Below are 14,200 nucleotides of genomic sequence, written 5' to 3' on the forward strand. Positions count from 1 at the left end.
ACTCTAGATCAGCATCAGATGAAATTAACTTAAATATTTTTAATAACTTATTATCTTTCGACCACCGGGAAAATTTCTTGAATATGGAGTTTGGCTTTCCGAAGGCAGCAGGTAAATCCCGCCACGGCAGCCTGTACGGATTCTATAAAGAATAGCTTCAATAAAATTTCGAAGATTTTGTTTGAGATAAATACGAAAATTACGGAAAATGTTTTCTAACTTAGACCAGTGTTGATCAGTCAATATTGTACGAGGCATAGCGAGGAGTAGATTTGGTTTGGCGATTAAATTCTACTTTTTCGCTATTTTTTTTGCACAGTAAATGTCAACAGACCCTAAAATATCAGCACTAATGATTGATTTTAATTTGTAAAAAATTGCTAAAAAGCCGATCAAGCATTGATCGAAGGTCGAATTTAAAGCTATTATCAAATAATACAAAATATAGTTTCACTATACAAAATAAAAGAACGCAAGCGATAGGAGAGAGCTTCAATGAGCACACAGCCATGGATTGCTGAATATCAAAAATGGAATGTAAATCCTGAATTTACTCAGCCAGATCCCACCCAGACCTTGAGTCAGACCATCGCTGAAAATCTAGAGAAATTTCAGGATAAAACAGCCTTTATCTATTTAGATAAAAAGTTCAGTTATCATGATATTGATGTGTATAGCCAGAAAATGGCGACCTTTTTACAGAATTTGGGGCTAGAGGCGGGTAGCCGTATTGCGGTGATGCTGCCAAATATTATTCAGTATCCAATTGCAACCTTTGCCATTATTCGTGCCGGTTATATTCTGGTGAATGTCAATCCGATGTATACCCAGCGTGAGCTGTATCATCAGTTGCAGGATTCTGGTGCAGAAGCTTTATTTATCCTGAATCAGACTTTAGATCAGCTCAAGGATCTGGATGAATGCCAGACGCTTAAATATGTGATTTCGACCCATCCACTGGATCTGGTGAAAGCGCAAGATACCGTAGTGCATCCACAGGCAGCGCAATATCCGGCCAAGACATTCTTTGATTTTAAGCAGGCACTTGATCAGGTCGACACGATTGATTTTAAAACACCACCCCAACAGCAAAATGACACAGTCATTCTGCAATATACCGGTGGCACAACAGGTTTATCTAAAGGCGCTGAACTGAGTCACCGCAATATTTTATTTAATATTGCCCAGAACAGTACCGTGTTTATTAGCCATTTTGGCGACCGGATGGCAGAAGAACATGAATATGTATTTTGTGCCTTGCCGCTCTACCATATTTATGGGTTTACCATCTGTTTGTTCAGTTATGGCCTGAGCCGTGGTTTTGCCAATGTGCTGATTCCGAATCCGAGAGATTTAGACGCTTTAATTGACCAGTATGCCAAGCATCCTCCGACGGTTTTTCCGGGGGTAAACACCATGTTTAATGCCTTGGCACATCATCCACGTTTTAGAAGTCTGGATCATCGTCAGCTGAAGACCACCACCGGTGGGGGTGCGCCGGTACTGAAAGCCACAGCTGACCTGTGGTATGAAGTCACAGGCCGTTATATTTATGAAGGCTATGGTTTATCCGAAACTTCACCGACTGCAACTTTTAACCCGCCTTTAAGCCAGCGTTTTAGTGGCACCATCGGTTTACCTTTGGCAGGTACCGATATTCTGATTCTGGATGATGCAGGCCAACCGGTAGCGATTAACCAAGCTGGAGAAATTGCCATTCGCGGTCCACAGGTGATGAAAGGCTATTGGCAGCAACCGGAAGCCACGGCGCAGGTATTTACCAAAGATGGCTTTTTCCTGACTGGCGATATTGGCTGTATGAATGAACAGGGCTATATCAGTATCCTTGACCGTAAAAAAGACATGATTCTGGTGTCTGGCTTTAATGTGTATCCGAATGAACTGGAATATGTGCTGTCTCAACATGTCAAAGTGTTAGAAAGTGCTGTGATTGGAATTGATGATGAAAAGTCTGGTCAGGTCCCGAAAGCATTTATTGTTAAACAGGATGCTAGCCTGAGCGAAGATGAAGTCATGGCTTATTTAAGACAGCATTTAACCAGTTATAAACTGCCTAAATATATTGAGTTTGTGGCGGAGCTGCCAAAATCTGCAGTCGGAAAAATCTTGCGTCGGGAATTGCCGAAAACCCATCAGGCGGATGCTACAGCCTGCTAGTTCAGATTTAAGAGAGACGTAGGAGAGGAAACTCTCCAATAAAAAAGGAATCCGAGGATTCCTTTTTTATTGTCGGTGGGATGCCGCCTTAGCGCTGCTGGATAATCTTTTTGGCTTTATATGCCTGCATTTCTTCTGCGCTTAAAAACTGGCTTAAGATATTGTCGGTATCTTCACCTAAGCACGGTGGGGCTTTTTTATATTCAACCGGGGTTTTGGACAGTTTAATTGGCGAGCCAATTGAGGTGTAATCTTCGCGCAGGGTATGCGGCATCTGAATTACCATTTCACGTGCCAGCACCTGTTCTTCTTCCAGAGTCTGTTGCAGGTTATTGATCATGCCCACAGGGACCTTGACGGCGTGAATTAAATCGACCCAGGTTTTGGCCGGTTGGGTATAAAAATGTTGCTGTAAAATTTGGGTGACTTCTTCACGATGCATCACTCGGCCAGAGTTGCGACTAAAACGCGGATCTTTCGGTACTTCAGGTAGGCCTATGGCATCACACAGCGCCAAGAACTGCTGATCATTGCCGCAGGCAATAATAAATTCGCCTTCCTGCGCCTTAAATACCTGATAAGGCACAATATTGGCATGTGCATTACCAAAACGGCCCGGCACTTTGCCTGAGGTCAAATAATTCATGGCCAGCACCGATAAAGAGGCCACCTGAGTATCTAACAAGGCCATATCAATATGTTGGCCTTCACCGGTTTTTTCACGCGACAGTAAGGCGGCCTGAATGGCAATTGCAGAATATAAACCGGTGGTCAGATCGGCAAAAGCCAATCCAGCTTTTTGCGGGCCGCCACCGGGTAAATCATCGCGTTCACCGGTAACGCTCATCATGCCGCCCATGCCTTGAATAATAAAGTCATAACCCGGTTCATGAGCACGTGGACCATGCTGGCCAAAACCGGTAATCGAACAATACACCAGACGCGGGTTTATATGGCTCAGGCTTTCATAGTCCAGACCATATTTTTTCAAAGAACCGGCTTTATAGTTTTCAATGACCACATCACTGGTTTCAGCAATTTTTTTAATAATCTGCTGGCCTTCCGGGGTTGATAGATCAACAGCTACGGAATGTTTGCCACGATTGGCCGAAAGATAATAGGCAGATTCATGGGTATCTTGTTGCTGGTTGTTTTTAAGCCAGGGCGGTCCCCAGATGCGCGTATCATCGCCATGATCAGGCTTTTCAATTTTAATTACTTCTGCACCCAGATCGGCCAGAATTTGACTACACCAAGGTCCAGCCAAAATACGGCTGAGATCCAATACCCGAAAGCCTGTTAAAGCACCCATCTATTCTCACACTCCTTGTTCCGTTTTTATTTCATGTCTACATATTTTAATAATCACAGTAAACCTATATTAAAACGATCCAACACTCAACTATGCGACCGTTAATTTCGTATAACAAAATAATATATCAAAATTTGTTTAAAATTACTTTTATCTTGTCTACCCTGAGTGAGCTAAAAAGAACGACCAAAAAACAAACAGAGGCTGAGAAGTCTTCATGACAGCAACAAAAAGATCAGGAGTAGCACAGCTATGGATTGAAAAACGCAGCACAACAATAGGCTCACATCAGGAACTTCGTGAGCGATAAGCAACTGAAAAATAAACAAGGAATAGAAAGAACAAGGATATTTAATTCATGACGGATTTGGTAACTGAGCTAAAAAAGATTCAACCCACCACCAAAAGAACCCAGCAAATTGCATTTGTATTTGCCTTTCTGGCGCTGCTGGTCGATGGGGCAGACATGCTCTTGCTCTCCTTTAGCTTAAACAGTCTGAAAGCAGAATTTGGCTTAAGCAATTTACAGACTGGTGCCCTGGGAAGTGCGACGCTGGCCGGCATGGCCGTAGGTGGTTTTCTTGGTGGCTGGGCCTGCGACCGGTTGGGTCGGGTTCGGACGGTAGTGATTTCAATCTTAATCTTTTCAATTTTAACAGCCGCACTGGGCTTTACCCAAAATTTTAAACAGTTCGCCATTCTGCGCTTTTTGTCTGCCTTTGGTATTGGTTCACTGTATATTGCAGCGAATACACTCATGGCAGAGTATGTACCGACCGAATATCGCACCACAGTATTGGGAACCCTACAAGCCGGCTGGATTATTCCGGAATATGGCTGGCGTATGCTGTTCTTTATTGCCATTATTCCATCGGTGCTGGCGATTTTTATTCAGAAACTGGTGCCAGAACCAGAATCTTGGCAACGTGCAAGATTACAGCGCTTGTATGGGCCTGCTGAAACTCAAGTCAAACAGCCTGAGAAAAAGAGTACAGTTAAAGAGATTTTTGCAGACCCGCGTAACCGTAGAATGTTTATTTTATGGATTCTCACTGCCGGCTTTTTACAGTTTGGCTATTACGGAGTAAACAACTGGATGCCAGCTTATTTAGAATCCGAGTTACATATGGATTTTAAATCAATGGCGGGCTATATGATTGGGACCTATGTCGCCATGATTTTCGGTAAAGTTCTGGCCGGTTTTGCTGCAGACCGTTTAGGCCGTCGTTTTGTATTTTCCTTTGGTGCAATTGGGACCGCGATCTTCCTGCCAGTGATTGTGCTGTTTAATAGCCCGGACAATATTGCCTATCTGCTCATTTTCTTTGGTTTCCTGTACGGTATTCCGTATGCCATTAATGCGACGTATATGACTGAAAGTTTTGCAACTTCCATTCGTGGTACCGCGGTTGGCGGTGCCTATAATGCCGGGCGTATTGGTGCCATGTTTGCACCTGCAATTATTGGTGCAGCGGCGAGTGGAGGATCAATTGGTTTAGGCTTCCTGATTATGGGCGGCGCCTATTTCTTATGTGGTGCAGTATCGGGAATCTTTATTAAAGATCGTCAATACGACCCGCAAAAGGCTTAGAGTTTTTAAATCAGCTGATCAAGTAATAAAAAAATGAGCCTTGAAAGGCTCATTTTTTTGATTCCAGAAGTCTTATCTTCAATGTTTAATCAAACGTCCGAAGCAGTATTCTTCTGGGCAATTTGAATGCTCTTTAGCCCATCATTCACTTTGTTTAACAGGTGAATCAGAGTCACCACATCATCAAAGGCCAATGTATTTAAAGCCTGGCCATAAAAATTAAAGAAGTCATCTTGCAGGCTGTCCCAGGTTTTAAGACCTGCATCGGTCAGCGCAACATTTTTTGCACGGCGGTCCTGTTCATTAATCACGCGCTGTACCAGACCTTCGCGTTCCAGCCGTTTTAATACGGCATCCAGGTTTTGACGGCTCACACCCAGATAGTCGGTTAAATCGGAAAATGACATTCCGGATAGAACCCGTGGGCGAGACAAAGCCCCTAAAACTGCCCAGTGCACCGGAGAAATCCCCAATTCGTTGGAGCATTTGCGGTCCAGTGTATTTCCCACCTGAAACAGTCTAAAAAAAAGTCTATTGTGGGCGGAATATAAGGATTGATCATATTTTTTTGTTAGAGCATCAGTCATTCTAAAAGACCACCCTGATCAAATTCATTCAATAAGCTGCATTATACTCAAAAGGTATCTTGTATAAATCAGACTCTGTTTTCTATCTGGCTGTAATTCAAAGGGGATCAGCAATTTTTCTTTGCTGGTCGTGCCCACATTTTTGCGCCTCCGTTCAGTACTGTATAGATGAACCATCCTCTTTCTTGGTTCTGTCACATCTGCTTGCTTTACGCATAAAACTTAAGGTTAAAGCCAATTTATGTCAATGTGTTTATTTTTAATAAATTATAAATAATTGATATATTTAATTTAAATTAATTTTAAATTTTATTTTATGTAAATGTATTGACATAAAATTATTCTACTCCTATTGTAAAGAACATGGGTATTGAATAAAAAACGGCCAGGCAAATTGGCATAAGAACAGCGCAGGGAGACATAAATGAAAGGCTTAAAGGATAAAGTGGTTATTGTGACAGGCGGTGCAGGTGGAATTGGTTCAGCAACCTGTCGCCGGCTGGCAGAAGAGGGCGCTAAAGTCGCAATCTTTGATATGAATATGACCGCAGCAGAGCAGTTGGCGCAGGAGATTAACCAGCAGAACGGTCAGGCATTGGCAGTACAGTGTGATATTACCAATCACAATACAGTTGAGCAGGCTGTACAGCAGGTCGAAAGCCAGCTGGGGCCGGTAGATGGCCTAGTCAATAATGCCGGTTGGGATATTTTTAAGCCTTTTGTTAAAACCAATCCACAGGAATGGGACAAGCTGATCCAGATTAATCTGGTTGGTATGCTGAATATGCATTTTGCTGTCCTGAAGGGCATGGTTGAGCGTAATACGGGCAGTATCGTCAATATTGCATCAGATGCTGCGCGCGTCGGTTCTTCAGGTGAAGCGGTTTATGCGGCCTGTAAAGGTGGACTGCTGTCATTTTCGAAAACGCTGGCACGTGAGCATTCGCGTCATAACATCAAGATTAATGTGATTTGCCCGGGTCCAACCGATACAGCACTCTTGGCTGGCGTGACCGAAGGTGCATCGAATCCGGAAAAATTACGGGAAGCCTTTATCCGCTCAATTCCACTGGGCCGTTTGGGGCAACCTGAAGATTTGGCCTCTGCAATTGCCTTCTTTTTAAGTGAAGATGCCAGCTTTATTACCGGACAGGTGCTGAGTGTTTCAGGTGGTTTAACCATGAGTGGCTAAGTCGAAACCCGCATTAAAGGTCAAAAATAAAATCAGATGAGTACAGATAGGATTAATACAGGAAGTATAACCATGAATTTTGAAGATATTTTATATGAAGTGAAAAACGGCGTGGCCTGGATCACCATTAACCGCCCCGAAAAAATGAATGCCTTTCGCGGGACCACGTGTGATGAGCTAATCAAGGCTTTAAATAAGGCAGGCTATGACCGGGATGTGGGTGCCATTGTCCTGGCAGGAGCAGGTGAAAAAGCTTTCTGTACTGGCGGTGACCAGTCTGCACGTGATGGTAATTATGATGGACGCGGCACCATTGGCCTACCGATGGAAGAATTACATACCGCCATCCGTGATGTGCCCAAACCGGTGATTGCCCGTGTACAAGGTTATGCAATTGGTGGCGGGAATGTGCTGGCGACCATTTGTGACCTGACCATCTGTTCTGAAAAAGCGATTTTTGGCCAGGTCGGTCCCAAAATGGGCTCTGTCGATCCGGGCTATGGCACAGCGTATCTGGCGCGTGTCGTCGGTGAGAAAAAAGCCCGTGAAATCTGGTACTTGTGCCGCCGTTATAGCGGTCAGGAAGCGGTTGAAATCGGGCTGGCCAATAAGTGCGTACCGGCTGATCAGCTGGATGCCGAAGTACAGGCATGGGCAGAAGAAATCTGTCAGCGTAGTCCAACAGCAATTGCAATTGCCAAACGCAGTTTCAATATGGATACCGCACATCAGGCCGGAATTGCCGGGATGGGCATGTATGCCCTGAAACTGTATTACGACACAGAAGAATCGCGCGAAGGCGTCAATGCACTTAAAGAAAAACGCCAGCCTGAATTTCGTAAATTTTATAAATAATAAGGAAAATACGTATGACTCAAAATCCTTATATCACGGAAGAACTGGCATTTTTAGCAGAAACGGTTGAAAAATTTGCACAAAAATATATTGCACCCGGTTTTTTAGCGCGTGATCAAAGTCGTGTCTTTGATCGTGACCTGGTGAAAAAAATGGGCGAGATGGGCTTTATTGCACCAGAACTTCCAGAACAATACGGCGGCCAGGGCATGGGCCGGCTGGCTGCGGGTATTATTCATGAAGCGGTGGCCAAGGCCGATTTAAGTTTTTCCTATATTAACTTGCTGGCTTCCTTAAATGGACAGATTCTGGCGGAACATGGTCAACCTGAGGTGGTGGAACCGTGGCTGAGAAAGCTGACCGCGGGTGAAGCCATTTTCTCAATTGCACTCACCGAGCCACGTGGGGGTTCAGATGCCGCCAGCTTGCGTTTAAAAATTGAACGTGAGGGAGATGAATATGTCATTAATGGAGAAAAAACCTCGATTTCTGCAGCTGATCAGGCTGATGCATCGGTGGTGTTTGGACGTACCGGTTCGGTTGAAGATGGTGCACATGGCGTAACGGCATTGCTGGTGCCGATGGACTTGCCGGGTATTAGCACCACACGTTTTGATTGTCATGGCCAGCGTGCCATTGGTCGCGGTTCCATTTTCTTTGATAACGTTCGGGTTCCGGTCAATCATCGCCTGGGAGATGAAAACAAAGGGTTTGTCCAGGTTATGCAAGGATTTGACTTTTCCCGTGCCTTGATTGGTTTACAGGTGCTGGCTGTAGCACGGGTGAGCCTGGATGAAGCCTGGGAATATGCAGCGCAGCGCGAAGCTTTTGGCCAGCCACTCACGGCATTTCAAGGTATTTCGCATCCTCTGGCTGAATATGAAACCCAGGTCGAAGCTGCACGATTATTGTGTCTGCAAACGTTATGGCTAAAAGACAACCATTTACCGCATACCTCTGAAGCCGGGATGTGTAAATGGTGGGGACCGAAACTGGCCTATGATGTGATTCATCAATGCTTACTGACCTTTGGTCATGCAGGCTATGACCGCGGAGTGATGGAGCAGCGTATGCGCGATGTACTGGGCTTCCAGATAGGTGATGGCACTGCGCAAATTATGAAAACCATTATTGCGCGTAAAAAAGCCGGACGTAAAGCTGTCCCGGCCTGATGGAAACAGGTCAGCATCATCGTTTATCAAAAGTACTGATCACAATCGCATACCACGTGTTGCTGTGCGATTGGTCAAGCAGATCTATCTACAAATAGTGCCTCACGCTTAAGCACTTTAACAAAGTGAACAGGCGGATCATGATAAAAATGGAGTTATGGAATGGATTTCGATGCGGTTCTTCTACCCCCACGCCGGGAAAAAATGGTGCAACAAGGCTACTGGTTAAATAAAACCATCCTGCAATCATTAGATGAAGCAGTACAGCAAGATCCAGATAAAATTGCCTTGGTCAGCTATAAAACTGAAAGTCAGTCAGAGCAAAGTTTTACTTACCGGCAAATGCTGGAGACAGCCAATAAAATTTCGTTAGGATTAAAACAGTTAGGTGTACAGAAACAGGATATTGTGTCTTGCCAACTCCCCAACTGGTGGGAGTTCACTTTATTGTATATCGCCTGTCGTCGGATTGGGGCCGTACTCAATCCGCTGATGCCGATTTTTAGAGAGCGTGAACTGTCATTTATGCTGAAACATACGGAAAGTAAGGTTTTTATTGTACCGAAAGTCTTCCGTAAATTTGACCATGAAAAACTGGCCTATCAGTTACAACGTCATCTTGAAAGTTTGCAACAGGTGATTGTGGTCGGTGGAGAGGGTGAGAATAGTTTTGAAAAATTATTACTTAACCACGGTCTGGAGAATGATCCGCAAATCCTGAATAGCCTGAATGAAGTCACCATCACCGCTGATGATATTGCACAGCTGGTCTTTACCTCCGGCACTACCGGTGAACCCAAAGGGGTGATGCATAGTGCAAATACCTTATTTGCCAATATTGTTCCCTATGCTGAACGTTTACATTTGAACCACAACGATGTGATTTTTATGGGATCACCAATGGCGCATCAAACCGGTTTTATGTATGGGCTGATCATGCCGGTTTTATTAAAAGCCAAAGCCGTCTTGCAGGATGTCTGGGATGTCAATCTCGCCATTGAGCTGATGCATCAGCATCAGGTGACTTTTACCATGGCGTCGACCCCATTTTTAAATGATTTATCTGAAGCCGTCTTACACAACCATCAGACTTTAGACAGTTTAAAAATATTCCTGTGTGCGGGCGCACCGATTCCAAGCACCTTGGTACAAAAAGCACGTCAGAATATAGGCGTTAAAGTCATTTCAGCTTGGGGTATGACCGAATGCGGCGCAGTAACCACCACCCGCCCTGAAGATGAGGATGAGCGTTCCTTTAATACCGACGGCTTGCCACTTCCTGGCGTTGAAGTGAAAGTGGTTGGCGATGATGGTGAAGAATTAGCACCACATCAATCGGGCACCCTGATGATTCGCAGTTGTTCCAATTTTGGTGGCTATATGAAGCGCCCACATTTAAACGAAACCAGTGCAGATGACTGGTTCGATACTGGTGATATTGCCTATCTGGACGAGCAAGGTTATATCCGGATTGCTGGACGTAAAAAAGATGTGATTATTCGCGGTGGCGAAAATATTCCTGTGGCCGAAGTTGAATCTTTAATTTATTTACATCCAGATGTGGCAACGGTGGCGTTAATTCCGTATGCAGATGAGCGACTGGGCGAGAAAGCCTGCGCCATCGTGAAGCTCAAAGAAGGCACGCAAACCATGCAGTTAAAGGATTTGGTCGAGTTCCTGAAAGCACACAATCTGGCAATTCAGTATATTCCAGAGCGTTTAGAAATCTGGGATGAAATTCCAATGACCCCATCAGGGAAAATCCAGAAATTTAAACTTCGGGAAATGCTGGCCCAGCATATTGCATCTGCCAGTTAATTCCTTTCATTAAAAGCAAAACTCCTGAATAATCCATTCAGGAGTTTTCTATTAAGCACAAAAAGCGATGACGTCGATGACTATGCTTATTTCGAGAATTTCAATAATGCTTCTGCGGTCGCCTCTGAGGATGCCGGATTCTGTCCGGTAATCAGCAAACCATCTTGCTGTACATGCACCTGCCAGTCCTCAGCTTTTGAATATTGTCCGCCGTGTTCTTTCAGCATATCTTCAACTAAAAAGGGCACAACATTGGTCAGCCCAACCGCATCTTCTTCTGTATTACTAAAACCGGTCACAGTCTTGCCTTTGACCAATGGTTGGCCATCTTGTGCTTTGACATGACGTAATACTCCCGGCGCATGGCAGACCAACGCCACCGGTTTATTGGCTTGCAATGTTTGTTCAATCAAAGAGATAGAATCCGGGTCTTCGGCCAAATCCCATAAGGGTCCATGACCGCCCGGATAAAACACGGCATCAAAATCGGCAATCGACACCTCACTGAGTTTGCGTGTCTGCGCCAGATCTTGCATGGCGGCGGTATCCGCCTTAAAACGCTCGGTGGCTTTGGTCTGAGCATCGGGTTCATTACTTTTGGGATCAAGAGGCGGTTGACCACCTTTAGGAGAGGCCAAGGTCACCTCGGCGCCAGCATCAACAAAAGCATAATAAGGGGCGGCCAGTTCTTCCAGCCAGAAACCGGTCTGTTTGCCTGTATCACCCAGACGGTCATGAGAGGTCAGCACGATGAGAATCTTCATATCATTTTCCTGAATGGTTCATATTATTCGGTTCATCGGCTGTTAATTTAGCAAGCGTAATGGGCGCTAAGTGTTGTGATACGTTCAGTTGCTGTATCGGCATGTGTCAATCTCCAGATACTGCAAAGGATTTTAAGTGCCCATTAACAGGGCCTGCTGCACATCGGCCTGTTTGCGCAGGAAATCCCAGACCAGTTTGATTTTCGGCTCATGCTGTAAATCGACCAGGGTCAACATCCAGAAGGTATGGGTAAAACTGACCTGATCGCCCAGAACTTCTTGCAGATCGGGTTTATCATGCACCAGAAATCGCGGCAAAATTGCCAGTCCGGCGCCGGTACTGACCGCAATCTGCTGGGCCAGAATACTGTTACTGCGAAAACAAGCTGTCACTTGCAGCGGCAAACGTTCCAGCGAATACAGCGCCGAGCTATACACCAGATCATCAATATAATCGACAAATCGGTGCTGTTTCAGATCTTCCAGCTGTCTAATTGGTGGGTTTTGCTGTAAATAGCTTTGACTGCCGTACAGTTTTAAACAGTAATTTGAGAGTCGGGTAATGATATAAGGCCCGGATTTGGGCCGGTCAATTGAAATGACAATATCGGCCTCACGATGTGAAAGTTTGATGGTTTTGGGCACCGGAATCAGGTCAATAGTCAGCGAAGGATAATGCTGTGAAAACTCCGCCAGCAGCCGGGCCAGAAACGCCGTCCCGAAACCTTCCGGCGCACCAATGCGTACCCGGCCCTGTAAAGGGTCATGGCGTTTATCAATCTGGATAAACGACTGTTCCATCTGTTCGACGCGGGGCACCAGTGCCAGACCTTCCGCAGTCAGCTCATAGCCTTTGGCTTCACGTTTAAACAGCTGGGTACCCAAGGTATTTTCCAGCGCCTGAATGCGCCGTGCCACGGTGCTGTGTTCCACTTCCATCAGGCGCGCAGCATTGGTGAGGGTTTTGGCCCGGGCCAAGACCAGAAAAAAGCGTAAGTGATCCCAATCAACTTTCATTTTATGTTTAACATCCTGTTAAATCTCTGTGCAAATTTGCACAACCGTCGTGCGCCAATCTCTATTGGTGCCAAAAGTGTTCTTTGTTAGTCTGCTGAAACAGCGTAAAAAATAATACGTTAAAAACAGCCAGTAAAGGCAGATAAAACGACAATAACAAACCAGCACGGAGCGACCATGAACGCGATTCATCATCCCCATTCGAATACCGGCATCACCACGGCAAAACTGCTGATTAATGGTGAATTTATCGACTCCAGAACCAGTCATTGGCAAGATATTGTCAATCCTGCTACCCAGGAGGTTCTGGGTCAGGTGCCGTTTGCCACTGCAGAAGAAGTCAATGCCGCCATTGCCGCAGCCCAACAGGCTTTTGCCAGCTGGCGTGAAACACCTATTCAGGCCCGTATGCGGATTATGCTGAAACTGCAGGAGCTGATCCGTCAAAACTTAAAAAGTATTGCACAAGTCCTGACCGCTGAACAGGGCAAAACATTAGCAGATGCCGAAGGTGATATTCAGCGTGGCCTGGAAGTGGTGGAACATGCCTGCTCGGTCGGTTCGCTGCAAATGGGTGAGTATATTGAAGGCGTGGCGCGCGGGGTAGATACCTATACCATGCAGCAACCCTTAGGTGTCTGTGCCGGAATTACCCCGTTTAATTTCCCGGCGATGATTCCATTGTGGATGTTCCCAATGGCCATTGTCTGCGGCAATACTTTTGTCTTAAAGCCGTCGGAGCAGGATCCGCTATCAACCATGATGCTGGTCGAACTGGCGATGCAGGCTGGTGTTCCTGCCGGGGTACTGAATGTGGTGCATGGTGGTAAAGAAGTGGTCGATCTGCTGTGTACACATTCTGACATCAAAGCCATTTCCTTTGTCGGTTCAACCGCGGTCGGCACCCATGTGTATAACCTGGCAGGTCAGCATGGCAAACGGGTACAGTCGATGATGGGCGCCAAAAACCATGTGGTGGTGATGCCGGATGCCAATAAAGAACAGACCTTAAATGCCTTGGTTGGTGCAGCCTTTGGCGCCGCCGGTCAGCGCTGTATGGCCCTGTCTGTGGCGGTAATGGTCGGTGAAAGCAAGCACTGGGTTGATGAGCTGGTCAATAAAGCCAAAACCTTAAAGGTCAATGCTGGCCATGAACCGAATACCGATGTCGGACCGGTCATCTCAACCCGTGCCAAAGCCCGTGTGATTGACCTGATTAACAGTGGTGTCGAGCAGGGTGCAGAACTGCTGCTAGATGGCCGTGATGTGCAGGTTGCCGGCTATGAGCAAGGCAATTTTGTCGGTCCGACCATTTTTAACCAGGTCACGACCGAGATGCGCATTTACAAAGAAGAAATCTTTGGTCCGGTCTTGGCCATCATTCATGTCGATACGCTGGAACAGGCTATTCAGCTGATTAATGCCAATCCGTTTGGTAATGGCGTGGGCTTATTTACCCAAAGCGGCAGTACCGCGCGTACTTTCCAGAACCAGATTGATATTGGTCAGGTCGGTATTAATATTCCAATTCCGGTGCCGGTACCATTTTTCAGTTTTACCGGTTCCCGTGGCTCCAAACTCGGTGATTTAGGCCCGTATGGCAAACAGGCCGTGCAGTTCTATACCCAGACCAAAACCATCACCAGCCGCTGGTTTGAAGATGATCAGGAAAGCGCCGGTGTGAATACCACCATCAGTCTGCGTTAAGGAGAAT

At 45.7% G+C, this 14,200-nt stretch carries 11 protein-coding genes and 1 pseudogene; 7 read left to right on the plus strand and 5 right to left on the minus strand.

Translation table 11 applies throughout. From position 1 onward, the window contains the following. Positions 1-258, minus strand: a pseudogene (locus FTT89_RS13300) (transposase); the annotation flags it as partial. 237 nt (positions 259-495) lie between these two features. Between FTT89_RS13300 and FTT89_RS13305 the strand changes: the two are divergent. Further along, positions 496-2,178, plus strand: a complete 1,683-nt coding sequence (locus tag FTT89_RS13305) for an AMP-binding protein (protein ID WP_180006497.1) — start codon at positions 496-498, stop codon at positions 2,176-2,178. 88 nt (positions 2,179-2,266) lie between these two features. On the opposite strand, the gene FTT89_RS13310 is transcribed toward FTT89_RS13305, so the two are convergent. Beyond that, on the minus strand, positions 2,267-3,490 hold the full coding sequence (locus tag FTT89_RS13310; RefSeq protein WP_005177978.1) for a CaiB/BaiF CoA-transferase family protein: 1,224 nt from the start codon (positions 3,488-3,490) through the stop codon (positions 2,267-2,269). A gap of 358 nt (positions 3,491-3,848) precedes the next feature. Between FTT89_RS13310 and FTT89_RS13315 the strand changes: the two genes are divergently transcribed. After that, positions 3,849-5,081 carry an MFS transporter gene (locus FTT89_RS13315; protein WP_180006498.1) on the plus strand — a complete coding sequence of 411 codons (1,233 nt, stop codon included), beginning with the start codon at positions 3,849-3,851 and terminating at the stop codon, positions 5,079-5,081. 89 nt (positions 5,082-5,170) lie between these two features. Here the strand turns inward: FTT89_RS13315 and FTT89_RS13320 are convergent, their stop codons facing one another. Then, positions 5,171-5,668 carry a MarR family winged helix-turn-helix transcriptional regulator gene (locus FTT89_RS13320; protein ID WP_005177946.1) on the minus strand — a complete coding sequence of 166 codons (498 nt, stop codon included), beginning with the start codon at positions 5,666-5,668 and terminating at the stop codon, positions 5,171-5,173. Positions 5,669-6,092: 424 nt separating this feature from the next. Between FTT89_RS13320 and FTT89_RS13325 the strand changes: the two genes are divergently transcribed. The 4 genes from FTT89_RS13325 to aliA all read left to right on the plus strand — a co-directional run bounded on the left by FTT89_RS13325 (position 6,093) and on the right by aliA (position 10,705). Further along, entirely contained in the window at positions 6,093-6,860 is a 768-nt protein-coding gene (locus FTT89_RS13325; RefSeq protein ID WP_005177943.1) for a glucose 1-dehydrogenase, read from the plus strand. A 72-nt stretch (positions 6,861-6,932) separates the two neighbouring features. Then, positions 6,933-7,715, plus strand: coding sequence for a 2-ketocyclohexanecarboxyl-CoA hydrolase (badI, locus tag FTT89_RS13330; RefSeq protein ID WP_180172881.1), 783 nt, complete (start codon positions 6,933-6,935; stop codon positions 7,713-7,715). 14 nt (positions 7,716-7,729) lie between these two features. Further along, positions 7,730-8,887, plus strand: coding sequence for a cyclohexanecarboxyl-CoA dehydrogenase (gene aliB, locus FTT89_RS13335; RefSeq protein WP_168405816.1), 1,158 nt, complete (start codon positions 7,730-7,732; stop codon positions 8,885-8,887). A 162-nt stretch (positions 8,888-9,049) separates the two neighbouring features. Further along, a complete protein-coding gene (gene aliA, locus FTT89_RS13340) occupies positions 9,050-10,705 on the plus strand; it encodes a cyclohexanecarboxylate-CoA ligase (protein ID WP_168405817.1) in 1,656 nt (551 codons plus the stop codon). A gap of 86 nt (positions 10,706-10,791) precedes the next feature. Here the strand turns inward: aliA and FTT89_RS13345 are convergent, their stop codons facing one another. After that, positions 10,792-11,469, minus strand: a complete 678-nt coding sequence (locus FTT89_RS13345) for a type 1 glutamine amidotransferase domain-containing protein (protein ID WP_005177934.1) — start codon at positions 11,467-11,469, stop codon at positions 10,792-10,794. A 132-nt stretch (positions 11,470-11,601) separates the two neighbouring features. After that, the gene (locus tag FTT89_RS13350; protein ID WP_104471333.1) at positions 11,602-12,486 is read right to left on the minus strand and encodes a LysR family transcriptional regulator; all 885 of its coding nucleotides are present in this window, start codon (positions 12,484-12,486) and stop codon (positions 11,602-11,604) included. A 177-nt stretch (positions 12,487-12,663) separates the two neighbouring features. Between FTT89_RS13350 and FTT89_RS13355 the strand changes: the two genes are divergently transcribed. After that, a complete protein-coding gene (locus FTT89_RS13355) occupies positions 12,664-14,193 on the plus strand; it encodes a CoA-acylating methylmalonate-semialdehyde dehydrogenase (RefSeq protein WP_104471332.1) in 1,530 nt (509 codons plus the stop codon). Positions 14,194-14,200 lie beyond the last annotated feature (7 nt).

The sequence above is a fragment of the Acinetobacter sp. YH01025 genome (assembly GCF_013420185.1).
Taxonomy (GTDB): domain Bacteria; phylum Pseudomonadota; class Gammaproteobacteria; order Pseudomonadales; family Moraxellaceae; genus Acinetobacter; species Acinetobacter indicus.

Excerpts from the sequence above, each read along its gene's own strand:
- FTT89_RS13350 (WP_104471333.1), bottom strand. The coding sequence starts at position 12,486 with ATGAAAGTTGATTGGGATCACTTACGCTTTTTTCTGGTCTTGGCCCGG.
- FTT89_RS13305 (WP_180006497.1), top strand. The coding sequence starts at position 496 with ATGAGCACACAGCCATGGATTGCTGAATATCAAAAATGGAATGTAAAT.
- aliA (WP_168405817.1), top strand. The coding sequence starts at position 9,050 with ATGGATTTCGATGCGGTTCTTCTACCCCCACGCCGGGAAAAAATGGTG.
- FTT89_RS13310 (WP_005177978.1), bottom strand. The coding sequence starts at position 3,490 with ATGGGTGCTTTAACAGGCTTTCGGGTATTGGATCTCAGCCGTATTTTG.
- FTT89_RS13355 (WP_104471332.1), top strand. The coding sequence starts at position 12,664 with ATGAACGCGATTCATCATCCCCATTCGAATACCGGCATCACCACGGCA.
- FTT89_RS13315 (WP_180006498.1), top strand. The coding sequence starts at position 3,849 with ATGACGGATTTGGTAACTGAGCTAAAAAAGATTCAACCCACCACCAAA.
- badI (WP_180172881.1), top strand. The coding sequence starts at position 6,933 with ATGAATTTTGAAGATATTTTATATGAAGTGAAAAACGGCGTGGCCTGG.
- aliB (WP_168405816.1), top strand. The coding sequence starts at position 7,730 with ATGACTCAAAATCCTTATATCACGGAAGAACTGGCATTTTTAGCAGAA.
- FTT89_RS13320 (WP_005177946.1), bottom strand. The coding sequence starts at position 5,668 with ATGACTGATGCTCTAACAAAAAAATATGATCAATCCTTATATTCCGCC.
- FTT89_RS13325 (WP_005177943.1), top strand. The coding sequence starts at position 6,093 with ATGAAAGGCTTAAAGGATAAAGTGGTTATTGTGACAGGCGGTGCAGGT.
- FTT89_RS13345 (WP_005177934.1), bottom strand. The coding sequence starts at position 11,469 with ATGAAGATTCTCATCGTGCTGACCTCTCATGACCGTCTGGGTGATACA.